Origin of the sequence: Micromonospora sp. NPDC049060 (genome assembly GCF_040649055.1) — a bacterium.
Classification (GTDB): Bacteria; Actinomycetota; Actinomycetes; order Mycobacteriales; family Micromonosporaceae; genus Micromonospora; species Micromonospora reichwaldensis.
This window is the reverse complement of sequence record NZ_JBEZEV010000066.1, coordinates 1-25,982: the sequence shown is the minus strand read 5'-3', so window position 1 is coordinate 25,982 and position 25,982 is coordinate 1. Positions and strand designations below refer to the sequence as shown.

Annotated in this window: 22 protein-coding genes and 1 pseudogene; 9 read left to right on the top strand and 14 right to left on the bottom strand. The window is 69.9% G+C overall.

What is annotated here, in order from left to right; all coding sequences use genetic code 11:
- The first annotated feature begins 16 nt into the window (after nucleotides 1-16).
- Nucleotides 17-661, top strand: coding sequence for a hypothetical protein (locus AB0B83_RS21725; protein WP_357579693.1), 645 nt, complete (start codon nucleotides 17-19; stop codon nucleotides 659-661).
- Between the two features lie 139 nt (nucleotides 662-800).
- Here the strand turns inward: AB0B83_RS21725 and AB0B83_RS21720 are convergent, their stop codons facing one another.
- From AB0B83_RS21720 to AB0B83_RS21710, 3 genes are read right to left on the bottom strand one after another with little or no spacing between them, the layout of a single operon-like run.
- Complete coding sequence (locus AB0B83_RS21720; RefSeq protein ID WP_357579692.1) at nucleotides 801-2,210, bottom strand: ABC transporter substrate-binding protein; 1,410 nt, start codon at nucleotides 2,208-2,210, stop codon at nucleotides 801-803.
- Nucleotides 2,211-2,230: 20 nt separating this feature from the next.
- Entirely contained in the window at nucleotides 2,231-3,061 is an 831-nt protein-coding gene (locus tag AB0B83_RS21715; RefSeq protein WP_357579691.1) for a carbohydrate ABC transporter permease, read from the bottom strand.
- Nucleotides 3,058-4,023 (bottom strand): sugar ABC transporter permease, encoded by a 966-nt coding sequence (locus tag AB0B83_RS21710; protein ID WP_357579690.1) that lies wholly within the window; start codon nucleotides 4,021-4,023, stop codon nucleotides 3,058-3,060. Before AB0B83_RS21710 ends, AB0B83_RS21715 begins: the two co-directional genes overlap by 4 nt.
- Nucleotides 4,024-4,316: 293 nt before the next feature.
- Between AB0B83_RS21710 and AB0B83_RS21705 the strand changes: the two genes are divergently transcribed.
- The 3 genes from AB0B83_RS21705 (at nucleotide 4,317) to AB0B83_RS21695 (ending at nucleotide 6,565) form a co-directional block, all read left to right on the top strand.
- Nucleotides 4,317-5,066: a hypothetical protein gene (locus AB0B83_RS21705; protein WP_357579689.1), complete on the top strand. Its 750-nt coding sequence runs from the start codon at nucleotides 4,317-4,319 to the stop codon at nucleotides 5,064-5,066.
- Between the two features lie 102 nt (nucleotides 5,067-5,168).
- Nucleotides 5,169-6,026 carry an SDR family NAD(P)-dependent oxidoreductase gene (locus AB0B83_RS21700; RefSeq protein WP_357579688.1) on the top strand — a complete coding sequence of 286 codons (858 nt, stop codon included), beginning with the start codon at nucleotides 5,169-5,171 and terminating at the stop codon, nucleotides 6,024-6,026.
- The gene (locus tag AB0B83_RS21695) at nucleotides 6,023-6,565 is read left to right on the top strand and encodes a carboxymuconolactone decarboxylase family protein (protein WP_357579687.1); all 543 of its coding nucleotides are present in this window, start codon (nucleotides 6,023-6,025) and stop codon (nucleotides 6,563-6,565) included. Before AB0B83_RS21700 ends, AB0B83_RS21695 begins: the two co-directional genes overlap by 4 nt.
- A gap of 147 nt (nucleotides 6,566-6,712) precedes the next feature.
- Here the strand turns inward: AB0B83_RS21695 and AB0B83_RS21690 are convergent, their stop codons facing one another.
- The 3 genes from AB0B83_RS21690 to AB0B83_RS21680 all read right to left on the bottom strand — a co-directional run bounded on the left by AB0B83_RS21690 (nucleotide 6,713) and on the right by AB0B83_RS21680 (nucleotide 9,157).
- Nucleotides 6,713-7,402, bottom strand: a complete 690-nt coding sequence (locus AB0B83_RS21690) for a hypothetical protein (protein ID WP_357579686.1) — start codon at nucleotides 7,400-7,402, stop codon at nucleotides 6,713-6,715.
- 719 nt (nucleotides 7,403-8,121) lie between these two features.
- Nucleotides 8,122-8,781, bottom strand: a complete 660-nt coding sequence (locus AB0B83_RS21685; protein ID WP_357579685.1) for a hypothetical protein — start codon at nucleotides 8,779-8,781, stop codon at nucleotides 8,122-8,124.
- Nucleotides 8,756-9,157, bottom strand: coding sequence for a PadR family transcriptional regulator (locus tag AB0B83_RS21680; protein WP_357579684.1), 402 nt, complete (start codon nucleotides 9,155-9,157; stop codon nucleotides 8,756-8,758). The genes AB0B83_RS21685 and AB0B83_RS21680 overlap by 26 nt, the downstream gene beginning before the upstream one ends.
- 337 nt (nucleotides 9,158-9,494) lie before the next feature.
- Here AB0B83_RS21680 and AB0B83_RS21675 point away from each other — a divergent pair, with 337 nt between their 5' ends.
- The 5 genes from AB0B83_RS21675 (at nucleotide 9,495) to AB0B83_RS21655 (ending at nucleotide 12,882) form a co-directional block, all read left to right on the top strand.
- The gene (locus AB0B83_RS21675) at nucleotides 9,495-10,250 is read left to right on the top strand and encodes an SUMF1/EgtB/PvdO family nonheme iron enzyme (protein WP_357579683.1); all 756 of its coding nucleotides are present in this window, start codon (nucleotides 9,495-9,497) and stop codon (nucleotides 10,248-10,250) included.
- A 203-nt stretch (nucleotides 10,251-10,453) separates the two neighbouring features.
- A complete protein-coding gene (locus AB0B83_RS21670) occupies nucleotides 10,454-10,855 on the top strand; it encodes a YbaB/EbfC family DNA-binding protein (protein WP_357579682.1) in 402 nt (133 codons plus the stop codon).
- Nucleotides 10,842-11,162: a type VII secretion target gene (locus tag AB0B83_RS21665; protein ID WP_357579681.1), complete on the top strand. Its 321-nt coding sequence runs from the start codon at nucleotides 10,842-10,844 to the stop codon at nucleotides 11,160-11,162. Before AB0B83_RS21670 ends, AB0B83_RS21665 begins: the two co-directional genes overlap by 14 nt.
- The gene (locus tag AB0B83_RS21660; RefSeq protein ID WP_357579680.1) at nucleotides 11,159-12,466 is read left to right on the top strand and encodes a hypothetical protein; all 1,308 of its coding nucleotides are present in this window, start codon (nucleotides 11,159-11,161) and stop codon (nucleotides 12,464-12,466) included. Before AB0B83_RS21665 ends, AB0B83_RS21660 begins: the two co-directional genes overlap by 4 nt.
- The gene (locus AB0B83_RS21655) at nucleotides 12,466-12,882 is read left to right on the top strand and encodes a hypothetical protein (protein WP_357579679.1); all 417 of its coding nucleotides are present in this window, start codon (nucleotides 12,466-12,468) and stop codon (nucleotides 12,880-12,882) included. The genes AB0B83_RS21660 and AB0B83_RS21655 overlap by 1 nt, the downstream gene beginning before the upstream one ends.
- Before the next feature lie 425 nt (nucleotides 12,883-13,307).
- Here the strand turns inward: AB0B83_RS21655 and AB0B83_RS21650 are convergent, their stop codons facing one another.
- The 8 genes and pseudogenes from AB0B83_RS21650 to AB0B83_RS21615 form a co-directional block, all read right to left on the bottom strand.
- Nucleotides 13,308-14,240 carry a CU044_5270 family protein gene (locus tag AB0B83_RS21650; RefSeq protein ID WP_357579678.1) on the bottom strand — a complete coding sequence of 311 codons (933 nt, stop codon included), beginning with the start codon at nucleotides 14,238-14,240 and terminating at the stop codon, nucleotides 13,308-13,310.
- Complete coding sequence (locus AB0B83_RS21645) at nucleotides 14,237-14,821, bottom strand: RNA polymerase sigma factor (RefSeq protein WP_357579677.1); 585 nt, start codon at nucleotides 14,819-14,821, stop codon at nucleotides 14,237-14,239. Before AB0B83_RS21645 ends, AB0B83_RS21650 begins: the two co-directional genes overlap by 4 nt.
- Nucleotides 14,822-14,874: 53 nt before the next feature.
- Nucleotides 14,875-15,221 (bottom strand): annotated as a pseudogene (locus AB0B83_RS21640) (IS5/IS1182 family transposase); the annotation flags it as partial.
- Nucleotides 15,222-15,240: 19 nt separating this feature from the next.
- A complete protein-coding gene (locus AB0B83_RS21635) occupies nucleotides 15,241-15,492 on the bottom strand; it encodes a hypothetical protein (protein ID WP_357579676.1) in 252 nt (83 codons plus the stop codon).
- Nucleotides 15,489-15,791, bottom strand: a complete 303-nt coding sequence (locus tag AB0B83_RS21630) for a DivIVA domain-containing protein (RefSeq protein ID WP_357579675.1) — start codon at nucleotides 15,789-15,791, stop codon at nucleotides 15,489-15,491. The genes AB0B83_RS21635 and AB0B83_RS21630 overlap by 4 nt, the downstream gene beginning before the upstream one ends.
- Before the next feature lie 330 nt (nucleotides 15,792-16,121).
- Nucleotides 16,122-16,982 (bottom strand): serine/threonine-protein kinase, encoded by an 861-nt coding sequence (locus AB0B83_RS21625; protein ID WP_357579674.1) that lies wholly within the window; start codon nucleotides 16,980-16,982, stop codon nucleotides 16,122-16,124.
- A gap of 52 nt (nucleotides 16,983-17,034) precedes the next feature.
- Complete coding sequence (locus AB0B83_RS21620; RefSeq protein ID WP_357579673.1) at nucleotides 17,035-19,218, bottom strand: UvrD-helicase domain-containing protein; 2,184 nt, start codon at nucleotides 19,216-19,218, stop codon at nucleotides 17,035-17,037.
- Entirely contained in the window at nucleotides 19,215-25,640 is a 6,426-nt protein-coding gene (locus tag AB0B83_RS21615; RefSeq protein ID WP_357579672.1) for a DEAD/DEAH box helicase, read from the bottom strand. Before AB0B83_RS21615 ends, AB0B83_RS21620 begins: the two co-directional genes overlap by 4 nt.
- Nucleotides 25,641-25,982 lie beyond the last annotated feature (342 nt).

The window sequence follows — 25,982 nt, the reverse complement described above, 5'->3', positions numbered from 1 at the left end:
CGACTATCGTGACAGCGTGTCCGACGGTGAGGTGGACGGGGCGGCCGGAAGCGATGGCGTCGTTCTGTCCGTGGATCTCTACGCCGAGGAGCAGGTGCTGGCGGCGCCCGGGTCGCGGCTCGTACGGCAGGCGGGTGTGCGCTTCGGCCGTCCGATGATCTACCCGGTGCGGGCCGACGAACTCACCGGGCTCAACGAGCGACGCACCGACCTGCACGAACGGCAGTTCCTGCTCGTGCAGTTTCCCTACGAGCTCGAGGCGCTGCCGAGCAACCGCCGCTACGAGTCGTTGACGGTCCAGATCGATTTCGGCGACGACTCCGTGCTGGCGCTCGACGTCATGCCGCCCGCCTATGAAGGTCCTGACTACCCGGACCTGGACCAGGTGGAACTGGACGTCCGTGGAATCGGCCGACATTCTGTCTCCTGGGACCTGCGCTGTTCAGTCCCGGACGTCGGACTGCGACCGCGCAGCCGGATCATGCAGGTCATCCTCGATGCGCCGACGAGTGTGCAGGCGGTGTCCGCGATCATCACGGCGGAGGCCGTCGTGGTGCGGCGAGTGTTGGGGCTGGAGAGCAGGTCGACCGCGACCACTGCGAACGGATCGCGGATCACGTTGAGTCTCGACGGACGGGTCGTCGTCGGTCCAGCCGACTAGGGCGTCCTGTGCGCCGTCCGGGCGAGAATCGGCACGCGGCGTGCTCCGCGTGCCGAACTGCGGCCAGTGGCCGGCCGGCAGCGGGAAGGGCCAGTCCCGGCGGAACTGGCCCTTCTCGACGATCAGCGCGGTGCGGTGGTCAGCTGACCGACTTGTTGTAGCTGTCGATGGCGCCCTGCACGCTCGCCGCGGCATCCTTCATGGCCTGCTCCGCCGGCTTGCTGCCCACGATGGCCGCCTCCAGGCCGTCCTCGGAGGCCTTGCGGGCCTGCGGCATCACGCCCAGCAGGCAGCCGGCCGACGCGACCGACGGCGGCAGCGCGTGCAGCTGGTCGACGGCGGTGCGGAACTGGGGGAACTTCGCCATCCAGTCCTTGTCGATCTGCTCGTCGAGCGCCTTGGCGTTGATCGGCACGTACCCGGTGCTGGTGTGCCACTTGGCCTGCTCGACCGGACCGGAGGCGAACTTCACGAACTCCCAGGCGGCCCGCTTCTCCTTGTCGTCGTGGCCGACGCCGTTGATCCACAGCGACGCACCACCGATGATCGGTCCGCCCGTGGAGGAGGCGCTCACCTTCGGGTACGGGGCGGTGAGCACGGTGAACTTGCCCTTCGCGGCGTCGACGTAGCCGCGCAGCACGCTTGTGGACTCCAGGTGCATGGCGACCGTGCCCGACTTGAAGGCGGCCTGGGCGTCGTCGGTCTTGCGGCCGGTGTTGGTCGCGTAGCCGCCCTTCACCAGGTCCGTCCACCACTGCGCGACGCGTACGGCCGTCTCCTGGTCGAACTGCACCTTCGTGGCCAGGCCGCTGCGCCCGTTGCCCTGGTCGCAGTACTCCTTGCCGTCGGTGGCGAGCAGCTGCTCCACCAGCCAGCCGTAGATGGCGGCGTTGAAGCCGTACTGGACGGTCTTGCCGCTGGCGTCCTTGATCGTGAGCTTCTTCGCCAGCTCGCCGATCTCGTCGAGGTTCTTCGGCGGCTTCGTCGGGTCGAGCTTGGCCCGCTCGAACGCCTCCTTGTTCAGGTACAGCAGGGGCGTCGAGGAGTTGAACGGCATCGACCACAGCTTGCCGTCGACCGAGTAGTAGCTGGCGATGTTCGGCTCGATGTCGCCGGCGTTGAAGCCGTCCTTCTCGATGAACTTGTGCATCGGCACGACCTGCTTCGAGTCGACCATGAAGCGGCTGCCGATGTCGTAGATCTGCACCAGGGCCGGCGTGCTCTTCTGCTGCACCGACGCCTTGTACTTCGCGATCGTCTCGTCGTAGCTTCCCTGGAAGACCGCCTTGACCTCGACCTTGCCGCCGCTCTGGGCGTTGAAGTCGGCCACGAGCTGGTCGACGGCGGTGGCGTTGGCCCCCTTCATCGCGTGCCAGAACTCGATCGTGGTCTTGTCCGTGGCCTTCTCCAGCACCTCGGCGCCGGGCGCGTCGAGCGCGCCGCTGCCGCCGTCGGTGCCGGACCCGGAGTCGCCGCAGGCCGTGAGCGCGGCGGCGGCCACGACGGCGACGAACGCCGCCGCGGTCCGGCGGAACCGAGGTCTTCTCATTGGTTCTCCTTCTCGATGGTTCAACGCAGCGCCCCGGCGGTCAGCCCGCGGACGATGTAGCGCTGGCCGAAGATCACGACGGCCAGCGTGGGGATCAGGGACAACGCGACGCCGGCGAGGACGAGGCCCGGCTGCGCCGCCTCGGCGTCGTTGAGCTGGGAGATGCCGATCTGCAGCGTCTGGAACTCGGTGTCGCGGATCAGGATCAGCGGCCAGAAGTACTGGTTCCACGCCGAGAGGAAGACGTAGACCCCGACCGCCGCGATGGAGGGCTTGGACAGCGGCACGATGACCCGCCACAGCAGCCGCCAGTGGCCGCACCCGTCGATCACCGCGGCGTCGCGCAGCTCGGTCGGGAACTGCAGGAACGCCTGCCGCAGCAGGAACGTGCCGAACGCCGAGGCGAGGAAGGGCAGCACCAGGCCGAGGTACGTCAGCCCGCCGCGCGTCAGACCCCAGTCGGAGATGGCCAGGTAGTTGGGGATGATGATCGCTTCCCACGGCACCATGAGGGTGGCGAGGAAGAGGCTGAACGTCGCCGCCTTCGCCGGCAGGCGCAGGAACGCGAAGGCGTACGCGGCGAAGATGCTGGTGACGACCTGCGCCACGGTGATGATCCCGGCCTGCACGGCGGAGTTCGCGTAGAAGCGGCCGAGCGGCACCGAACGGAACACGTCGGTGATGTTCTGCCAGTGCAGCGCGCTCGGCACCAGCGCGGGCGGATAGGTCGCCAGGTCGCCGGGGCCCATCACGGCGCCGACGAAGCCGTAGTAGACCGGGAACAGCACGGGGATCGCGGCCAGGCCGAGCACGACGTAGACGGCGACCGGGCCGAGGTTGAGCTTTTTCATCGGTAGTGGACCCGCCGTTCGAGGACGCCGAATTGGACGGCCGTGCAGCCGAGCATGATGACCAGCAGCACGACGGCCTGCGCGCTGGCCGCGCCGAAGTCGGAGGAACCGAAGGCGAACGCCTTCTCGTAGATCGAGTAGACAAGCGTCGTCGTGGCCTGGTCCGGCCCGCCCTTGGTGAGGATGTGGATCTGCCCGAAGCTCTGCAGGGCGTGGATCGTGGAGATCACGACGAGGAAGAACAGTTGCGGGGAGAGCAGTGGAACGGTGATCCGCGTCGCCAGCCGCCACCCGGTCGCGCCGTCCAGCCGCGCCGCCTCCACCACCTCGGGCGAGATCGCCGAGACCCCGGCGGAGAGCACGAGGATGTTGTAGCCGAAGTTCATCCACACCGTCGCGGCGCAGACGGCGGGCAACGCGATCGACGGGTCGGTGAGCCAGTTGACCCGGTCGAAGCCGAGGGAGCCGAGCAGGCCGTTCGCCACCCCGATCGCCGGGTTGTAGATGACGGCGAAGATGACCGACGCGGTCGCCACCGAGAACGCGAACGGCAGCGCGAACGCGGTGCGCAGCGCCCGTACGCCCCGGATGCGGGCCTCCAGCAGCAGCACCACGAAGAGCGCGCCCAGCACGGCCGGCACCACCGAGAAGAGCGTGAACAGCGCCGTCGTGGCCAGCACCTTGCCGAACTCACCGGACAGCATGTCCCGGTAGTGCGCCGCGCCGACGTACTCCGACGCGGCGCCGAAGATGTCGTTGCCGTGCACCGACAGGTACAGCGTCCGCCCGAGCGGCCAGAACACGAACAGTGCGAAGACCCCCACCGAGGGCAGCAGCATCAGCCACGCGAGACCGGACTCGCTGAAGCGTGCGCGCCGCACCTGTCGGGCGGTGGAGGGCGTGGATTCTGAGGTCAGGGAGCGGTCGCCCGGTGGCGCGCCGACGGTGGCAGGGGGAGGCACCGCAGCACCCTACCAACGACATTGAGGGATAGACATCATTCGGGCGGGATGTGCCGTCAGCGCGGGGGCAGGAGCCGCGAATATCTCGGCTCTTGACGCAAACGGGCAGCCCGGGCGTGGTCGAGCCCCTACGGTCGGTTGTCGACACCGCGTCCCGACACCACCGGCCCGAGGAGCCAGACCATGCAGACGACCGTGGCCGGTGGCCCGCAACGTGCCCGTCCCCGCTGTCCTCTGGACGCGTCGCGGGCGGTCCGGCCCGGTCCCACCGATGCCGAGCACCCCTGCGGTACGTGACCGTGCCGGCAGGCCACTCCGACGATCACGGCGACCGCCACCGCCGGCCCGAGGACGGACGTGCGTCCGCGCGGAACCGGCGAGAGAAGGATTCCCGTCTCGACGACCTCACCCACCGGCTCGACAAGCCGATGGGGATCCTCGGCGTGCTGTTCCTGCTGCTGGTGCTCGTACAGTCGTTCACTCACGACGAGGCACTCAGCAGCGTCCTCACGGTCGCCAGCTGGATCCTGTGGGCCGTGTTCGTGGCAGAGTTCGTCCTGCGTGCCTGGCTGGCCCGGCACCGTGCCCGGCAGTTCTGGAGGCAGAACTGGTGGCAGGTGATCTTCCTCGCCGTACCCTTCCTGCGGTTCGCCCGCGCGGCCATCGCGCTTCGGGCGGCCCGGGGAGCCGGCGTGGTCGCCGCCGCCGTCCGCGGCTCCCGCTCGGCCGGCCGACTGCTCACCGACCGGCTGGCCTGGCTCGCCGTCGTGACGGTGACGGTCATCGTGACCGCCGGGCAGTTGCTGACAGTCACCGGCGCCTACCGGAACCATGGGCAGGCCCTGCACGACGCCGCGCTCACCACGATCACCGGTGTGCCGCTCGGCGCCACCGACACGTTCGCGCAGATCCTCGAACTGGTGCTGGCCGTCTATTCCGTGGTGGTGTTCGGCACCCTCGCCGGCGCCCTCGGGGCGTACTTCCTCAGTCATGGGCACACCGCGGACGAGCCTGTACGGCAGGCCCCGGAACCGGAGCGGTGAACGGCACGGAACCTCCAGTGCCGAGCACCGACACCGCCGCCACTGCGCAGGTAGTTGCGGGCCTCGCGTCTTCACCCATCGGTAGATACCTATAATTCCGCCATGAGTGGTGATTCCCGGTCGTTGGCCGGCAGGCGCGTCCTCGTCACCGGCGGCGCCCGCGGGATCGGTGCCGCCCTGGCCCGTCGGTTGCACCAGCGGGGCGCCAGTGTCGCCGTCGTCGGGTTGGAGCCCGAGCTGCTGGCCGACGTGTCGGCGGCGTGCGGCGACGCACCGTGGCGCAGCTGCGACGTCCGCTCCCGAGCCCAGGTCGACGCCGCGGTCGACATGGCCGTGGACCGGCTCGGCGGGCTCGACGTCGTCGTGGCCAACGCGGGAGTCGCCGCCCAACTGCCACTGGTCGGCGGCGATCCGGACGTGTTCGAGCGGACGAACGCCGTCAACGTCCTCGGCACCTACTACACCCTTCGCGCCGCGGCCCCGCACATCAGCCACCCGAACGGCTACGCGCTGGTGATCGCGTCACTCGCCGCGGCGGTGCACGCGCCGCTGCTCGGTGCGTACAGCGCCTCCAAGGCCGCCGTCGAGGCTCTCGGCAACACCCTGCGGGTCGAACTGCGGCCCTCGGGCGCCCGCGCCGGCGTCGCGTACTTCGCCGAACTGGACACCGACATGACCTCGCGCGGGTTCGGCACCAGGGCCGCGACGGCGCTCCTGCGCGGCAGCCGGCTGCACCGCGTCGCCTCGTTGGAGGTCGGCGTCGCCGCGTTAGAGCGCGGCATCGCCCGTCGGAACCGGCGGATCGTCGCGCCCGGATGGGTGCGGCCCGTGCTGCCGCTGCGCATGGCGGTCCAGCCGCTGCTCGACCGGAGGTTCCAACGCGGGCTCGCCGACGCGCTGCGCATCGCGCAGGAGGAGCGTCCGCCGCTGACCACGCCGCAGCCGGATGGCCAACCGTGACCGCGCCCCGCATCAGCCCGGGCGGCCGGCACGACGTGGGTACGTTCGGCTGGCTTTTCAGCCGGGCGGCGGGCCGGGTCACGGGCACCGGTCCGCCTAACCTGTTCCTCACGCTCGGCCGCCACCGCACGCTGTTTCGCGGCTGGCTGCGCTTCGCCCGCCGCCTGATGCCGGGCGGCGTGCTGCCCCGACGGGAGACCGAACTGGTCATCCTGCGGGTCGCGCACCTGTGCGCCTGCCGCTACGAGCACGACCACCACCTGAGGCTCGCCCGGCGGGCCGGCGTCACCGACGCGGAGATCGAGCGCGTGAGCAGCGACGACATCGGCGTCGGGTGGTCCGCCCGCGAGCACGCGGTGCTGGTCGCGGTCGACGGGCTCGTACGCCACCGCGACCTCGACGACGAGGCGTGGACGGCGCTGCGCGCCCACCTGGACGAGCGCGAGTGCATCGAGCTGTGCATGCTGGTCGGGCACTACGTCATGCTCGCCACGACCATCACGACACTACGCATCCAGCCCGATCAACCGCCCGGATAGCGCTCCGCCGAGCAGCGCCTGCCTTGCTCGCGCGTACGAACACGCAGGTTCGCCACAGTCCGCCCGGTCGCACCGCTGCCCCGTCGGGTGGCTAGGGGTGCGCGCTCGTGGGGAGCGAACGCTCAGACGTCTGCGGTGTGCGGCGTGTCAACATGGCCACGACGTCGGGGGTGGGCCGAATGCGCGACGCCCGGCCCGTACAGCCAGAGTGGCGAGGGCAGCGTTGGCGCCACCACCGATCACGGCGCCGATACCGAATGGTGCCGCTCGACCGAGAACGATGATTCCCTGCTTGCTCCCGTACTTCGTGATGAAGTGTCTCCCCAAGATCTTGTTGATCTGACGCAATGTCTCGGCAGGCACCTTGGCGACAACCTGACGTCCCCAGTGTTGCCCCGTACGCTCGGCGACCTTGGTGATGGTGGCGGAACCGGACCCGCCGAGCATGATTCCCATCACGATCGTTCGACGGCGTTCGATCTCGTCGATGGGCACTCCGTGGACCTCGGCGATCGAGAGCGCGAAGAGGGCGCTCAGCTGAAGCGATGAAAGAGCCTCGCCGGCCGACAGCGCCAGTGCGACGCCCGTGCCGACACCCGGTGCCGCCGCGGCTCCGCCGACTGCGGCACCCGTACCGGTCAGGGCACTGACGTACATCCGCTCCAGATTGCGGATCACCTCTGCTGGTGTCGCCTCTGGGTTCCGCTGGCGGGCCCGGGCGATGTTCTTGCGCACCAGTGGGCCCTGGAGGTCGATTGCCTTGTCCAAGAGGTCGAGGACCCGCTGCCCACGTACGGCTGCTTCCGGAACCGGTCCGTCGTGGGCATCCGTCGCCATGCGTTGAACTCCTTGGGTCGTCACGTCCGAAAATGAATCCCCCGCTCGACCAGCCGAGCGGAGCTTGCGCCAGATCGTCGATCGGTGGGCGCCACACGCGGGCAACGTCGTCGATTGAAGCGCCTGTGGAATGGGCGGTTCGATCAACGTCCACCTCGTCGCGGTCAATGAGGCTACGTCTTGGTACCTCGCCCCGCCAGAGCTGGGATCCGTCCAGATTGAGCGACGATCACCGAGTTTCCGCGCCACGCCAACCCACTCTCACCAGCGCGATCTCGGACGGCCACCGCTGCACGAGGCCGCCTACTGATCGCAGCCGCACCGCCGCAATGGCGGGTTTCCGACAGTCAGCGAGCGTCAACGACGCGGGCGGCGGAAGCCCTCGTCGTCGCGGCCACCGAGGGGCACGCAGCGCCGGCCACCGGGCAGCCGAACACCGCAGTAGACGCGGTGGCGGAGGCGCTGCTGGCTTTCTCCCGAAACAGGAGTTCCCCGGATGGTCATTGGCAGCACGGAGATGCACCGGCCGACGGCCGGCCCGGCGCGGCGCGCGGGCAGGCCGGCGACGGCAACCGGCAGTGGATCACGTACCGCCGGGTCATCGGGCTCGATCCCGGCCACGGTCGGTGCCGGCCTGGTCGGTGTCGAAGTCGATCACAGCATTTGTTGATGGGACACGCGCAGGAGCGACTCGGACCATGACCATTGGGCTGGCTGAATCACCGCGCCGCCGTCACAGACCAGCGACGGGCCAGCGCCGTTGCCGCAAGGAAAGCAGCGAGGACAATCGCCGCCTCGGCCGCGATCGCCAGTGGGGTGAGCGGGTAGTTGAGCGACCAGGCGAAGGTGACCGCAGCGGCGATCGCGGCTGCGATAGCGGGTGGCAGCAGCAGTGCCATCCGGGCCGCAGTGTGTCGGATGTGGGGCGCGTCGCGTAGGACGATGCGAATGGCGAGGACGGCGCCGGCGACGACAACCGCTGCGACGGCACCGTAGAAGACACCAGCGGCAAGCCACACCGGCACGCGGACGCTTCGCGGCAGGTCGAATGCCGCCACGAATGCCTGGTGCAGGCTAATGACCACGACGTAGCCCACGACGAGGGAGAGCATCGCGCCCGCGGTCGCAACGCCGAGTACCTGGCCGTACCGCGGCGGGGTGCGCTCCACGCCGGCTTCCTCGGCGATTCGCACGGCGAACTCTGTAGGGTCAGCGCCGAGAAGCTCTGCGGGATCGAGACCGTCGGCGGCTGCTGCCTCGAGTTCGGCGCGGAGGTCGGCCGCGAGACTCACCCGGTCACGACGGTAAATACCGAGAGCGCGCCACTCTCGGTCTGCGGCGGCGAGGAGGTTGTCAACGGCCGACGTCGACGTGCTCATGGTCGTCTCCTGGATTCGGTGGACGGACGGCGAGGGTTGCGTTCACAACGCCAGCGAACTGAACCCACTGCTCACGCCAAGCGCGCAGGCGATCGTGGCCGGCATCGGTGAGCCGATAAACCTTGCGAGGTGGGCCGTTGGGACTGGGCTGCAGCGCGTTGGCGATGAGCCCCAGGCGGTGCAATCGGGTGATCAACGGGTAGACGGTGCCGTAGCTCACCGTTCCAAATCCGGCGGTTTCCAGTCGGCGGACGAGTTCGTAGCCGTGCGCCGGCTCGCCGGCAAGCAGCGCAAGCAAGCACATATCGAGGCAGCCGCGCAGTAGCTGGGCCTGCCGCTCGGAGGCGACTTCCGAGCCACCCGCTGCCGCTATCATGCGCCACATAATACGGACGGTACTATGTGGCGTCTAGTAGGTCTTCGTCAGAAGCCGGTTGATGCCGCACTCCACGGCGTGACGTCGCTGGCAGACGTGCTGCTCGGCCGGGCGCCGGCCCATGTAGGCGACGACGGCACCTGGTGAGCGGGCCTAGGACGACGGATGCCGTGCGGTTCAAGGGGTGCGTCGATCGGGAAGCGAGGCTGCGCACCGTCCTCGGCGGGGCGGGGTTCCGGCATCAAAAGCGTGCCACTGCAGGACAACCCGAACCAGGAACGCCGCTCGGTGGATCAGACCGTCATAACCAGATCCTCGGCTGCTAGCGTTCGGCGCCATGTGGATCGAGGATACCGTGGCCGGGCGTCCGGCCTGGCGCCACACGGCGTCGGGTGTGGTTTTCCGGGAGGTGCCGGGCGGCACGTTCCGCATGGGTCTGTCCGAGGCGGAACTGGAGGCCGTACGCGCCATCGAGCGCGACGGAGGAGTCGAGGACACGGTCGAGCCCTTCTTCGCCGCCGCCAAGGACGCACAGCCCGTGCGGGAGGTGCGGGTCGAACCGCTCCTGATCGCCCGGCACCCGCTGACGGTCACGCAGGTCCGGCACTGGCTGCCCGACTACGAGGACGACTACGCCGACGAGGACACGACCACGGCCCGTATCGAGGACGACCTCAGCGACCTGCTCGAGGCCCTGCCGTTCCGGCTGCCCAGCGAAGCCGAGTGGGAGTACGCGGCCCGCGCCGGCACCACCACGCTGACGTTCCGCGGTGACGGCAAACCCGACGAGGACCAGATCCTCGACGACTTCGGCGCCGAGGAGCGCACGGCCGCCGGCGAGAACGCCTTCGGCCTGGCCGCGATGGGCTCGGCTGGCGAGATCTGCGCCGACGTGTGGATCCCCGGCTTCGCGGACGCGCCGACGGACGCCCGACCACGCACCGGCGACGGGCCCCGCACCGTACGCGGCGGCGCCGCCGACCTCTACCCCTGGCAGGGCTGCGACGAGTGGCTGCTGCTTCTCTCCGCCACCCGGTACGAGCACTCCCAGTTCGCCGCGGTCCGCCCGGTCGCCCCGTCGCCGCCCCGGTAGGCCGCCTCCTGGCTGGCCACGGGATTCGCGGAGTGGCCGACACTCGTCGCACACTCGGCAGAATCGCGGAGTCGTCGGTCGGCTGTGCTGGTGTCAACGCAGCAGCCCCAGCCAAAGTGAGCGACACACCACGCAGCGCCACCGGTTGATAACGTGACCGCGACATCGAGTGATCGGCGCCGATGCCCTGGGGAGGGTCAGGCATGTGGGCGGACGAAGCCGCGCTGGACGAGGCAACGCGCCGGCTCGACGACTGGGAAGCGTCCATCGCGGACCGGGCGGCCCGGGCCAGGGAACTGGCGTCGCGGGTGCAGGCGATGCGGGGCACGGCGACCAGCCCCGACCGGACGGTCGAGGTCGCCGTCGACTCGTCGGGCCTGCTGGTCGGCCTGCGGCTGGACGAACGCACCCGACAACACTCCGCGGCACACACCGCCCGGCAGATCCTCGATACCACCCGAGCCGCCCACGCCGACCTCCTGAGCAGGATCACCGAGGCGACCACGGGCGTCCTCGGCGCCGAGGATCCGACAGCGACGGCGCTTGTCGAGTCGTACCGCCGCCGGCTGGCTCCCGACCGGGACACGCCGGATGCCCGGCGCTGAGGGCATCCAGGTCGACCCCGACGGCCTGACCCGCCACGCCGCGCGCCTCGACCGCCTCGCCGACAGTCTCGACACCGCCCGCCAGGCCGGCCAGCACGTCCGGTTGGGTGCCGAGGCGTACGGGCGGCTCTGCGCGGTCATGCCGGCGCTGCTCGACGGCCTCCAGCAGACCCTGGTCCGGGGCATCGGCACCGCCGCCGGCTCGGTGCGCGACACGGCCGACAGGCTGCGGACCGGCGCCGACCGCTACCGGGCCTCCGACGCCCGGGCCGAGCGGTCGCTGCAGCGGATACGGCACAAGGAGTGACCACCAACCCGCTCGTCGCCACCGCAACCGACACCCCGCCCAGCGCCTGGGCCGGCATCTGGATCTGCGAAGACATCGAGTTGATCGCCCAGGGCGTCCGCAGCGGCAGCTGGATCGACGGCACCCTCGGCGTCGTCAGCGCCGGACTGGACGCCCTCGCCTTCGTCTCCGACCCGGTCGGTGCGCTGCTCCAGTACGGCATCGCCTGGCTGATCGAGCACGTCAAGCCGCTCAGCGAGGCACTGGACTGGCTCGCCGGCGACCCGGCGCAGATCACCGCCCACGCCCAGACCTGGCGCAACGTCGCCGCGTCGCTGCGCAAGGAAGCCGCGGACCTGGCCGCCACCGTCCGCACCGACGTCGCAGGCTGGGGTGGCGGCGCCGGCCCCGCCTACCGGGCCTGGGCCGCTGAGCAGCAGCAGGCCATCGGCGGCTTGGCCCAGGGCGCCGACACCCTCGCCGCCATCACCGAGGGAGCCGCCGGGCTGGTCGCCGCCGTCCGGCTGCTGGTCCGCGACGCCATCGCCACCTGCGTCTCCCGGCTCATCGTGTACGCGGGCGAACTGGTCGTCACCGGCGGGCTCGCCACGCCGCTGGTGGTGGAGCAGGTGACGACCTTGGTGGCGTCCTGGGCTGCGCGGATCGCGCGGCTGCTACGAGGGCTGCTGGCGAGCCTGCGGCGGCTGATGCCGGAGATGCGGCGGCTCGGTGACCTGATCGAGAAGCTGAAGCAGGCACTCAACCGGATTGCAAGAATCGGTCCCTCCGACCGCATGGGAAGGCGCCGGGACTGGGCGAACCCGGAGGACCGACCGATCGCACCGCAGCGACCAGCAGACTCGCTCCTGCCCGCGGGTGATCCGGTGTATCACACGAACCATTCCACGGTGATTGGGTACGACGCGAGAACGATGCGCAACATGGAGAAGGTTCTCCCTCTTGAAAGCCACCATGATGTCGTCGTACACGGCACCGACAAGGGGTTCTTCGCCCCCGGTAAGGTGTCTGCCGAGGGCGCTGACATGAACGGGGTTCCGACCAGTGCGGCACAGATCGTCACGGCACTCAAGGAGAACCCTGCCTATACCGGGGGGCCCGTCAGGCTTATTTCCTGCCACTCCGGGATGATCGACCCGAAGGCGCTCAACTCCGTGCCGCTCGCCCAGCAGGTCGCCGACGAGCTCGGCGTCAGCGTGGTAGCTCCAACAGAAAGGGTGGGCACGAACCGGTGGGCGGCGGAACCGGAGCCACCCACCGTGGCCGACGGGGGCACATGGGTGACCTTCGAACCAAAGGGATATTGATGAAAACTGTTGGCTTTTTCTGCGAACTCGGACCGAACCCGGTTGAGGTCTACGCGGAGAGCATCAAAGACCAGCTCGACGGAGCTCCGCTGCCGGACGCCGCTCTGGTGATCCAGTACCTACGCGACGGCCACGATCTGATCGACGTGATGGGGGCCGAGTCAGACGTCCTAGGAAGTGAGAAATTCATTATCGGTGGGGCGTCAGTGATGACCGACGGCGAATGGATCTGGCGCGAGGACCTACGGTTCTACCTGGCCACCTACCATGTGGGTCTTCCCGAGGATTTCCTGACCTCCGTGCGGGCCAACAACTATCGAGTTCCCACACTTCAGATCGAGGAACTCCGCGCGGCCAGCAAGGAGGCGATGCGTATCCTCGGATACCACCAGGCCCCGTTCCCTCCGCTCCCGTGAGAGCGAACCGGCACTCAACTCCCAGCTTCCCGTCACTCGTAGGCACCACGCCGCACCGGGTCCCGGACGCAGACCAAGAGGCGGACTTCTGCGCCGTCGGGTACGAGATGGCCCGGCGTATGGCCACCGAACTCTCAGGCCGGTCCGTCCGTCGAGTACTTCGACGGGCGGACCGGACGCCTGGTTTCCACTGAGCCTTTTCCGAGTTGATCCGGCAGCTCAGGGCGGGTGCGGCGAGCCCGGAGGTCGATCAGTGTGAGGCTCGGGTAGGACAGCAGTCGACCAAGATCCAATGCCCGGACCGGGAGCCTCGCCTGTGCTGTCTTACCCTTCACGTTCTCGCTGTTCAGACGCACCCTGAACCACCTCCCCAGCCTCGTCCCACAGCACTACAACCAGCATCGATCACGCCGGTTGCTTGGCAGCTACCTCTCTGGGCGCTGTCCGAGGTTCGACACCACGGCTCGCTGCAGCACGGCAGTCGTGCCCAGCACCGTCCCCGCCGGCCCGTCGGCGGTGCCCGCCACGAGGTAACTGCGCTCGCCGAGGTATTCGTACGTTTGTTCATCGAATATCCACTCTTTGCGCTGGCTCTGCTCGGTGTACGCGACAGCCACCCCCCGCCGCCCGGCGGCGTCGGTGACCCCGCGGACCACCTCGACCCCCGGAATCTTCGCCGCGGCCTGGTAGAGCGCGGCAGTCGTCTGTGGCGGTACCAGCGACTCGCGCAGGATGTCGCCGATCGCGGTAAACGCCGCGCCGTCGCGGCTGTTGCCGCTGCCACGCTCGTCGCGCTCCCGGTAGAGCTTCTCCAGCAGGGCGTCCGGATTGCTGGGCAGATCGACGAGCGCCGCGTTCGGCGTCACGTCCGTGAGCGTCTCCCGGTCCGGAATCACACCGATGATCGGTACGTTGAGGAACGGCTGACGGAGCAAGCCGTCACCGCGCTCGTTCCGCGGGATCCAGATCTCCCGTTCGTGCACCGGCTGCAGCCGCGCCGGGCCGTCACCCAGTTCGGCGAACGCAACCCGGCTCCTGATGTAGACGTACTCTCCCTCGCCGGACGATGGGTCCGGCGTGTCGGCGGCCGCTGCGGCCATCCGGTTCAGCAGCAACGTCGCGCCGCTGCGTTCGCCCTGCTCGACCGTCACGATCAGCGGCGCGCTGTCTGACGCCCACGGCTGGGCGATCGTCCCGGCCGCAACCGCGACCGCCAGCACGCCGGCCGCAGGCGCGAGCACCAGCATCCGCCGTGGCCGCCGGGCCGGCCGCTCGACCTCGTTCATCAGATGATGCCGCAATGCCTGCCGGCGCAGCGCCGGCATGGCCGGCACCTGGGGGGCGGTGGGCTCGCTCATCGGTACTCTCCCTGCTTGACGGGGATCATTCGGGTACGCGCCATCTCCTGCTGTGCCAGCACCCGCAGCCGGGTCCGGGCCCGCGACAGCCGCGAACGCACGGTCCCGACGGGTACCCCCAGCGCCTCGGCCGCCGCCGCGTAGTCCAGTTGCGACCACACGCAGAGCAGGAACACCTCCCGGTCCGCCCGGCGCAGCGCCCGCAGTCCCGCCATGACCGCAGCCACCTGGTCGGCATCGTGCATCCGGGCGACCACCTCGTCAGCAAAGTCCGGAACGGTGTCGCGTACGGGTAATCGCCGCAATGCCTCCCGGTGCCGGCGCGCCGCCCGCCTGCGACTGCGCAGCACATTGGTGGCGATCCCGAGCAGCCACGGCCGCAGGCTGTCTCCATCCGGATGCAAGGATTCCCGGATCCGCCACGCCTCAAGGAAGGTCAGCGACACCACATCCTCGGCCTGAACCGGATCGCCCCCACTCCACACCGCATGCCGATAGACCGCATCGGCATGCTCATCGAAGAGCTCACCGAACGCATCGGTGTCTCCGGCCCGGACCCGGGCCCGCATCTCAGCTGTCACACCTGTACCTGTCCGCAGCCGCCCCCGAGTTCCACCATCGGGGACCTTTCTCATCATGCGTAGCGGTTCGCATCGACGTGGTGCAGGACGAGGATGGCCTGCACGATCTCGAGGGCGCGGAGCGGGCAGCAGCGCAGCTTGGTCAGCCGTTCAAGCGACGCCGCCACCGGCCGAAGCTCTCGCGCCGACAGGAGACGATCAGCCGGGCACAGGTCAACCCATGGCGCTTGTGCTTGCCGGAGTAGTACGGCCTCTGGTCCGCCACCCGGTCGATCGGAATCAGCTTGCCGTCCAGGATCGCGTACGCAAGTCGCCGGATGCGCCCCATCGCTGTGGCCAGGTTCACGGTGACCGCTGCGAGCAGCACGATCGCTTCCTGCACGTACCGACAAGCAATCGCAGCCAGCGCTCGTCCGCCCTCACCGACGCAGGCGGCGGCAGCACTCCCCGTCGTGGCCGTCGCGGAGCACGCAGCGCCGGCCGCCGGACAACCGCACATCGCAGAAGACCCGGTGCCGGAGGAACTGCCGGTCCTCCTCGGACACGGTGGTCTCTCCCGGGTCGGTCATCGGCAACACGGACATCCAGCGGCCGACGACCCGGGCCAGGCGCTGCGCGGCGGACAGGTCGGTGGCAACGATCGGCAGGTGGATCACGTACCGCCGGGTCATCGGATCCGGTCCCCGTTGGTGCCGGCCTGATCGGACTGCCAGGTACGCAGCGCCAACTTGATCCGCGCGGTTTCCCTGCGACTCTGGGCGAGGGCGTCGTTCAGCGCGGCCATGTCGACGGCGAGGCGGTCGAGGAAGACGTAGACCTCGTCGGGATCCAGGCCCCGACGCCCGAGCCGGGTCAGCGGAAAGCGGCACTCGCGTACCTGCCACGGCAACAGGCTGAGGTACGCGCGAGAGCGATAGTTAGTTCCGCCACTTTCCGGAAACGGCCTCTTGTTTCGCGTGCTCATCTCCATTTGCCTTCCTGTTCATGGAAGGGGTGGGTCCACCCGTCCTCCCCGCACGAGCGGGCCCACCCCGCCCGAACACCGCAGCTTCGCTCAGCGGTACGGCATCCGGGCTGCTCAGCGAGGGTGTAGCGGGAAAGCACGACGGCCGGTTCGGGGGAATGTCCCGGCCGCCGTGCTGTCGTCATCCTGTGACGCTCGCACCGCGTGCGCAACGTCCGGCGGCGCGATTGCTGCGAGTCGAACCGATTTCCTTCTCCGGACCGCTCCGCAGTTACAGGAGCGGGTCGCACCGTGTTGCGAAATGGAATCCGACGTAGCGGAGATTGGTTTCGTGCGTCACTCTCCGAGCCGCTTCTCTCCGGCGCCCACGAAGGGCGCCAGGAGCTGCTCGACCTCGACGGCCGACGCCGGCCTTTCCGCAGGCTCCTTGGCGAGGAGACAGAACAGGAGATGGGCCAGGTCGTCCGGCACGTCCGTCCGGTGCTCGGTGACGATCGGGATCGGCGAATGCAGGTGCCGGCGCAGCATGTCGAGAGTGTTCGTGGCCTCGTACGGCGGCCTCCCGGCAAGCATCTCGAAGAGGATGCAGCCCAGTGCGTAGAGGTCGGCGCCCGGTCCGACGGGATCGCCCGCAGCCTGCTCCGGCGCGAGGTAGGCGGGCGTGCCGAGGGTGCGGCCGGTGGCGGTGAGGCGGGATGTCTCGGCCGTGCCGAGCAGCGCGGCCACGCCGAAGTCCAGAACCTTGACCACGCCTGACGGCGCGATCATGACGTTCTGGGGTTTCAGGTCGCGGTGCACGAGGGACGCGGTGTGGGCGGCCGAGAGCACGGAACAGATCTGCGCGGCGATCGACGCCGCCTCGGCTACGGACAGTTGCCCCTGTTCCGCGATGTGGTCGGCGAGAACGATCCCACGGATCAGCTGCATGGCGAGGTAGAGATCCTCACCGTGCTCACCCAGGTCATGCACGGCGGGCACGCCGGGGTGTTCGAGGCGGGCCGTCGCTCTCGCCTCGCGCCGGAACCGCTTGACGGCAGTCTCCCGCTCGTCCAGCGGCACCTCCAGTTTCCGGAGGAACTTGACGGCGACGGGCCGGTCGAGTCGCTCGTCGAGACCAGCCCAGACCTCACCCATCCCGCCGCGCCCGATCGGGTAGGTCAGCTCGTAGCGGCCCCCGATGCGGTCCCCCACCTGCACGAACGCCTCCTCGCAGTTACCTGATCCGTCCCCCACCCGGCGGAGCCGACGATCACGGTAGTCGTCGCTGTACGAGCCGGCTGGTGAGGAACGGACTGGGCGTACCGTGCCAGAACACCGCCAGTTCGTCGCGAGGACGGGTGGCGGCGACGAAGAGCAGTGAACGGTCCCGCTGGCGCTCACGCTGGTACCGCTTCGGGTCGGTGTCCCGGTACCGGCTGATCATCTGACGGGGCACTAGGCCGTCACTGACACCGGCGATGATCATGCGCTGGTATTCGAGCCCCTTGAACCGGTGCATGGTGCCGACGTGCACGCCGTCGCTTCGCTTCGGGCCGTCGGGACCGATCTCCACCGCCGGCACCCCGTCCGCCTCCAGCCTGCTGATGACGTCCGCGGCGACCTCCCTCGTCGGCACGCAGATCGCCACCGATCCGTCGGTCGGGCCACCCCAGTGGCGCAGTTGCTCGGCGATGAGGTCCCGTTCCTGCGACCAGGTCGGCGTGCCCCGGAAGACCGGCTGCGCTCCGCGCAGCAGCGAGCGGTAGCCGGCCAGGTCCTCCTCGCCGCCGTCGAGGTCGTCGTACACCTCGCCGGTCATGATCTGAAGGGCGTCGGCCAGGATCTGCCGGGTGGTGCGGTAGCTCAGGGTCAGCCGCGACGACCGGCCGCGGATGTTTATGCCCAGGCTGCTCAGCGTGACGTGGTTGTCGTAGATCCGCTGGTGGGTGTCGCCGGTGAGGAACATGTCGTCCGGGCCGGGCGCGACCATGGCCCGCAGCATCTTCCAGTGCGCGGCACCGAGGTCCTGCGCCTCGTCGACGACGACGTGCCGGTAACGCGGCCGATGGAATCCGCCGGAGGACTCACGGCCGTTGATGCTGTCGCCGGACGCGGCCCGGTCCATCTCGAGGCGGGCCGCCCGCTGGGCCACCTGATGCCAGGTCCAGACACCCTGTCCCTCCAGCCAGGTGGTGAAGCGCTCGGTCAGCTGCCAGATCTGATCGCGCTCCACGCGGGTCAGGCTGCGACCGCGGTTGGGGCGACGGGCCTTGAAGTAGTCGGTGCGCGAGTTGAGCACCTGCCCGAGAATCACCTGGGTCCACTCGGCGGCGAGGAACTCCGCATCCCAGCCGGACGCTCCGGTCTCGATCAGGAACTCGCTCCACAGGTCGGCGACCCGGTTGTCGTCAACGACCCGCCGGCTGCCACCCGCCTTCGCCTCGGCGACCACCCGGCTGGCCAGCCGGTCGATGTTGACGATGTCGACCCGGGCCACCAACTCCTGCCCGCCGAGGGCGAGCAGCCGGGTGCGCAGGTCGGCGGCGAGGTTGCGGTTGAAGGTGGTGAGCAGGATCGGCCGGTCCGTCCCGGGCGGCAACTGGCGGGCAAGGTGCGCCACCCGGTGCAGCGCGACGATGGTCTTTCCGGTGCCGGGCCCGCCGCCGACGCGGGCCGGGCCCTTGTACTGCTTCTCCACCAGCTTGCGCTGCGTGGGGTGCAGGAAGATCTGCCACCGCTCGAAGGCCTCGCCGATGATCGCCTGCAACGCCTCGTCGTCCGAGGTGACCTGCGTGGCGGGGCGTTGCACCGCTGTCTCGAAGTCGTCCGGGTCGACCGGATCGTCGGCGCGTACCGGGTCGGTGACCTGCTTGAGCACCTCGTCGTAGGGGGTGCCGTCGAAGAGGGCGAAGAGCACGTCGGTGGTGAGCTGGGGCGCTCGGTCGAGCAGTTCCAGCAGTTCGGTCTCGCCGGTGAGTTCGCGGATCTGCGGCAGCAGCGGCTCGGAGACGCCCAACTCCAGCAACTGCGCGTCGGTGTAGGTGTCGAAGAGCGGCTTCCGCGTGGGCTCCGGCTCGGCCTCAGGGGGCACGACCCGGCCGACGATGCTGTCACCCACCGGTGCCAGGTCGACGACCTCGATGCCGCCGGTGACCCGGTTGATCCGGTACGCGTAGCGCGACAGGTCGTCGTACACCTCGCCACGGTGCTTGACCGCGACGAGCAGGTAGTCGCGCTCGGCGATGTGCAGGAGCAGCGCGCGGTAGTCCCGGTTGACGCGGGCGGACATCAGCCGGGAGTCGCCGTTGAGCGACTTGAGGCTGAGGCCGGGGTTGTCCGGGTTGTGCCGGAACTTGTGCATGAACTCGTATACCGCCCCGATGTCGGCGCGGGTGAGCCTCATGACCTCCTTGTCGGCGCGGTCCAGCATCCTCAATGTGGCTCCGGTGTTCATCGGCTCTCTCCCCCGTTCACGGCAAGCTGCGCCGCCAACTCCTCGACCGACCATTCCTGCGCGGTCCGCGCGTGCCAACCCGCCTCGGCGTACGCCCGGTCCCGGTCTGCTGCCTCCGGGTCGCCCGGCGGGCCGGTGAGCACGACGGCGATGCGTCGATCGGGCCAGGCGAGTTCGGCGGGCCATGCCTGGTCGCCCAGTTCGTAACCGACGATCGGCGCGGGCAGGTCCTGCTGCGCGAGCTGCCGCACGAGAAGCTCCAGCGTGGTCTCGTCGCGGTCCATGTACTGCACCACCTCGTGCCAGGGCGACTCGTCGTCGACCGGGTCGGATCGGGTCGTCACCGGCTGGGATGCGACGCCGAGCCAGGTGGCGGTCTCCTCGTCCAGCGGCAGCGCGCGCCGCGTCAGGGCCAGTCCGGTGCCTTCGGTGACGGCCATGGAGGCGGGATCGAAGGCGTCAAGGGCGGAGAGCGCGAGCTGGCCGGCGTCGCCGCCGCCCTCGGTGAGGAACTGGATGACGTTTCCCCAGGTCAGCCATGCGGCCCAGCGCTTCTTGTGCCCCTCGCCAGCGACGGCAGCGGGCAGGTCGTCGATGACGGTGAGCGCCGAGAAGGTCGGCAACGGCCTGCTGCGCCCGTCGACGACGACGGTCATCGGACAGTCCACGTTGTCCCGGGAGCGGGCGACCATGATGTGGCGTGCGGTGGTTGCCGGCATCGGCTCGGCACGCAAGGCGGCCAGCAGCCGCTGCGCCACTCCGCTGGAATCGGTGCCGCTGTTCTCCTCGGCCTGCTTCAGCATGCCCCAGACCGCCGCCTCCGCCCGCCGCTGCCAGCGGGTCAGGTCCGGGTCGGCGAGGAAGCGCATCAGCTGGTCGACGGGGTTGACCCAGACGGTGTCCTCGAGTTCGTCCGGGTCGGCGCCGGGAAGGAACCTTCGGTAGTTGTCCCGGGCCGCCTGCTTGCAGACGCCGCCGTACGGCATCCACCGCCCGTGTCCCTCCGCGCTTCCCCAGGTCTTGACGTCATCCCAGGTGGCGGCGAAGACGAGGTAGCCGTGGGCCCGCAGCCGGGCCCGCTTCTCGGCGTCGTCGGCGAGCCGGTTGTGTTGGGCGGTGGCGTGATACTTGAACCCGTCGAGGTAGACCGCCACCTCGGGCGACGGCGCGTCGAGGCGGGTGAAGTGCACGTCGGGTCGCGTGCCCCGCACGGTGTTCTGCAACTTCATCTGCCAGTGCGTCAGTTTGCGCCCACCGTCGCTGACGAAACGCAGATCGGCGACGCGGGCGCCGTCGTGATCCCTGCGCCGGTCGATGCGCAGCCCGGAACCCGGCGTCTCGCCGAAGGCCAGCAGCTTGGTCAGGAACTGCAGCTCCAGCTCGCTCTCCACCTGGTTGATCAGCGAGATCTCGTCGGTGCGGGTGCCTTCCTCGACGTCCCAGGTGTCGAGGAGCTTGTCGAGCATGCCCAGCGCCTCTTCCCGGCTCATCAGGGCGAAGTGTTCGTTGCGGGCGTAGCGCAGCAGGCAGCGGTGACACACCGGCTTCGCCTCGTGCCGGCAGTCGCAGTCGGCGATCCGCTGCCGGGCCAACTCCAGGACGGTACGGAACTCCTGCGACCTGGCGAGGCGGTGGAGGTATCCCGTGCCCTGAGGCTGGGTGTCGTAGACGACCACGAAGTTGCGGGTGCCGTCGCTCTGCCCGTCCGGCATCGTGGCGGCGACGGTCTCCAGGTGGGCGGGCTCGCCGCCGTACTTCGCGGCGATGCCGAGCCGGATGGCGGCGGCGAAGGACAACAGCCGTTCCTGCACCAGGGCGGTGGCGGCGGGGATCAGGATGCGCAGCGCCTCGGTCTCCAGCTCGTGGGCCAGGATCAGGTCGACGTGGGTGTCCGGCGTCGCCGCCGAGCGCCGGTACGCACACCAGGGCCGGTGGTGCTCGGCGCCCGGCCCGACGGTCGCGCCGGACGCCTGGGCGGCGAGTTGCTGGCTGTCCGTCGGCAGACCGTCGACGGTGGTGCCGCCGCAGGAGGTGCAGGTGTGGAAGCGGTTGATCCGCACCTCGTCGCCGGCGAACAACTCGGCGGCCCGGTCGTAGCGTTGGGCGCCGAGGTTGAAGTGGCGGATCATGGCGTGCCGGGTGTAGTCCACGCCGAAGGTGTCGCGGGCGTGTCGCCAGGACGTGTCGACCCGGGCCGGGTCGACGTCGACCGCGACGGTGGTGGCGTAGAAGCGGCGGGTCCGGTCGTCGCTGTCGTCGCGGATCCGCGCGTCGTCGCGCTTGTCGCGGCTGTACACCCGGCTCGGGCGCAGCACCCGGAAGAGCCGACCGTGGTCGGCGATGCCCCGATCCTCGCAGCGCGGGCAGGGGCTGGTGTCCTCCTTGGCGAGGTGGGTACGGACGTAGCCGCACTGGGCGCAGACCCGCCACTGCTCGTACGCGGGCCGGTCGACCGGGCCGACGTCGAGCCCGGAGACCTCGTGCTTGTAGCCGCGGACGTAGTAGCTGTTGCCGGGGGCGATCTCGGTCAGGGCCTGCCGGGCGGGGCGGGCGTATTCCCGCAGCTCGCTGTGGAAGCGGCGGTCCCCGTCGCGCTGTTCCTCCCAGGTGAGGGTCGCTTCCAGGTCGGTGCGGGTGTCGATGAGCGCGTAGTTGGGCAGCAGGCCGAATTCGACCAGTGTGTTGTGTGCGGCGGCCCCACCGATGTCTCGCAGCCGCCGGCGGACGGCACCCTCCTCCGCTTTCAGCATCCTGATCTCGCGGGCGTGGTCCGGGTCGCTGGCCACGAGGGTGCCCCGTGCCGCCGCGATCTCCTGGAGCCTTCGCCGCAGGTCGGACAGGCGGGCCTCCCACGCCTCGCCGGTTTCCTTGGTCCGGTGCACGATCCCGTCGGCCGCGAACTGGCGCAGTTGTTCGGCGGCCTCCGGCAGGATCTTGTCGCCGAAGAGTGCCAGGAAGTCCGCCACCAGTCGGGCCCCGTCGCGCCGGCCCGCCTCGGCGAGGGTGGTCAGCCAGCCGGTCGGGCCGAACAGGACGTGCGCCCGGCGGGGCATCGGCAGCACCCCGGCCAGCCGGCCCCGGGCGGCCACGTCGATCAGGTGGGCGAGGTACTGGCGGCGCAGGATCTCCACGGCGGACAGGAAACAGCCGGGCGGGACGATCTGCCCGGCGATCATGTCCCTCGGCTCGGTCAGGTAGTAGCGGTCGCGATCGGAGCGGCCGACCAGGGTCAGCACGAGGGCGTTGCCGCTGCGGCGGCCGGCGCGGCCGGCCCGCTGCACGTAGTTGGCCGGGCCGTGGGGCAACGATGCCAGCACCACCGCGGAGAGCGCCCCGATGTCGATGCCCATCTCCAGGGTGGGCGTGCACGACAGGACGTTCGGGTCGGTGTAGCGCTGCCCCTCGCGGAACTGCCTCTCCACGGTCTCCCGCTGGGCCCGGGTGAGCATGCCGGTGTGTTCGCCGGTCACCACCCGGAAGACCCGGCTCTCCAGGTAGAGGCGGCGGTAGTAGTCGTCCGGCGCGGTGTCGTCGTGGACGGCGCGCAGCCGACCCCGACAGCGGTACTGCCGGCACGGCTGGCCGATCCAGTCGCCAACCCGGTCAGGGTGCTCGGTCTGCTGCCAGTGGCAGGCGTCGCATCCGACACCGGCACGTACGGCGTCGGCGTCGGAGAGCCGGGTCACCCGCAGGTGGCCGGGGAGCACCCCGTACACCGTGTTGCCGTCGTCGGTGTCGGCGGCGGCGAGGATGCCGGCGGCGGCCAGGGCCGGCAGCAGCCGGGAGAGGTAGCCGGCGGTGTCGCCGGGGTCGAGCCCGAGGCAGCGTGAGGTCCAGTCCTGGTACCAGTTGCCGCGTGCGGTGACCGCGTCGAACTCGGAGCGGCTCTTCGGCGTCGCCAGCAGGAACGCGGGCGCGGACAGCCCCTTCGGGAACGCCGGCATGCCGGCGGGTCGGCCGCCCCAGACCTGCCACCGGGTGCCGCCGCGCCGCAGGTACGGCACCAGCCACTCGTGGTAGACGGCTCCCCGGGTCCGTAACCGCTCCAGCAGGCCCCGCACGAACGCGACATAGCAGGCGGCGTCGGGCGGCATGGCCCCGAGCTGGCCGGCGCCCGTGAGGTGCACGTCCCGGCAGATCGCGGCGGCGGCAGCCGGGTCGTCGAGGGCGACCTGGACGGCCACCCCACGGGTCAGCTCCAGGGTGCGGCCCTGGCGGGAGCGCAGGCCGGTCTCCATCACGGTGGCGAAGACGAGGCGCTCGGCGATCAGCGTCCAGGTCTCCCGGCTGCCGTTGTGTTCCCCGGCGAGCAGGCTGTCGACGCCCGGCTGGTCGTGCAGGTCGGGCGGCACGACGGTGGAGAGGACGGCCGGCTCGGCCGCCGCCTCGACCATCCGCACGACGAGGTCGTCCAGCCCGATCGTCTCCCCCGGGCTGAGCTGGTCGGCGAGCAGGGACCGCAGGCTGAAGGCGTACGAGCGGTTGGCGACGAAACCCGCGCGGTGCGCGGCGTCCTGGACGGAGTCGTTGAACAGCAGGGTCTTCTTCTCGGCCTCGTCGAGTTCACCGCCGGTGAAGAGCTGGGTTATCGCCACGGAGGCGAGGGTGGCGAGGCCTGCGCCGAGGAAGCGGATGCCGTGGTCCAGTTCGCAGGACGGGCAGCGGTCCTTCTCGGCGGCGTCGATCGCGGTGAGGTCGCCGAGCACCACGATCGCGTCGTCGCTACGCTCCCGGTCGCGCTGCGGGTCGAAGGGGCGCACGCGGCGGCCGTACTCCAGCACCAGCAGGCCGGCCGAGCGCTGTCGTACCTCGTCGTCGGTGGCGGCGATCAGCGCGCGGACGCGGCGCTTGTCGCGGCCCACGCTGGCCCGGTAGATCTTGTCGGGGTCGGTCTCCAGTTCCTGCGGGTCCTTCTCCGGCGACAGCGCCATCCAGCCGGACCGGCCGCAGTGCCGACAGTAGACGGCCGGCAGCCGCGGGTGGCGGGTGTCGGCCACCACGAGGTCGGCTTCGACAGCGTACGGGTCCAGTTCGCGGGGTGCCTCGCCGTACCAGCCGAAGGTCGCCTGGTGGGAGGTGCCGCGCAGCAGCCGGGAGACGGCCCGGACCCACAAATGGGTCTCGATGTTGAGCAGCGGCTGGCGGGAGTCGTCCGGGTTGCGGGCCATCGACAGCAGGCCGACGAAGCGGGCGAGGGCCCGTGCGGTGATCTCGGGGCGGGTCTTCATGGCGCTGCCCCACCCGGTGGCGTTCTTGCGGGGCAACTCGTCGATGATCTCGTCGAACCTGCGCGGTCCTGGACCGAGCGAGTCGAGGACCGCCTTGGTCAGGGGATGCTTCCGCAGCAGCGCACCGAGGCGGGCCGGATCGTGCAGGCACGCCTCGCCGAGGATCAGCTCAGCCACCTCGGCCATCATCCGCTGCGGGTCGCGGCCGTCGACGGCGACGATCTGCTCAGGGGTGGGCAGCGGCAGGCTGAAGTCCTGGTGGCTGATGAACTCGCCCGAGGCGTAGCGGTCCTCCCCGACCAGGGACGCGGCGTCGAAGGCGACGCCGAAGACCTGCTCGGCGACCTCGCGGATCGCGGCCCGACCGTCCCGGCCACCGCCCTCGCCGAGGGTCGCGGAGGTGGCCACCGGGCAGATCGGCCCGAGTGGACGGCCCGGCTCGTCGAGCCCGAGCGCGGCGGCGAGGCGGCGCAGCAGCATCGCCACGTCGGTGCCCTGCGCGCCGTCGTAGGTGTGGAACTCGTCGAGCACCACGTACGCCGGTGCGGCATCCTGCCAGAGCGGCAGGTCGTCGGCGCGCTGGAGCAGCAGGTCCAGCATCTTGTAGTTGGTGATCAGGATGTCCGGCGGGGTGCGCCGCATCTCGGAGCGCTTCGTGAACACGTGCCGGTACTCGATCTTCGCGACGTCGCCGATGTAGAGGCCGGCGGTGACGCCGGCGAGCGCCGGATCGGTGAGCATCTCGTTGATGCGCTGCGTCTGGTCGGTCGCCAGGGCGTTCATCGGATAGAGCAGGATCGCCTTGATTCCCGCCCTGCCCTGCTGCCGCTGCCGGCGGCAGTGGTCCAGCACCGGGATCAGGAACGATTCGGTCTTGCCGGAACCGGTGCCGGTGGTGATCAACGTCGGCTCGGCCGCCCTGCCCCTGGTCGACAGCCGGGCGAACGCACGCGCCTGGTGCGACCAGGGGGTGAAGCCGGCCGGCGCCCAGTCCAGGCCCGCCCGCCAGCCGCCCTCCGCCGTGCGGAAGGGGGTGCGGATCCGCAGGTACGGCCCGCGGAAGATGCCCTGTTCCGGGTGGGCGAGGAAGCCTTCCAGCCCGTGGCGTACGCCTTCGTCGGTCAGACCGAAGGTCGTGGTGAGGTACTGGGTGAGGGTCCGACGCAGGGTGTCGGCGGCGATGGTCGGCCTCATGAGCGGATCACCCGGGGCATGCTACGTCAGCATCCACTGTGGTAGGCCGGGTACTGTCCCTTATAGACAGTGAGTCGCATTCACGACAGACAACGCCTCGCCGCAGGCCACCCGCAGCCGGAACGGGAACAGCATGTCGAACGGCACTTCTCAGCCCCGCCGCAAGCACCTGCTCGACGGCCGTCGCGCCGGATCAGCCCGGCCGCCGAGCTAACAAAGCACTATCAGTGGGTGTAGAGGATGGTGTTGGTGTTGGTGTTGGTGTTGATGGCGGTGATGGTGTTGACGTGGGTGAGGTTGGGGACGCGGAGGTTGCGCCATTGGGTGTTGCTGGCTGCTTCG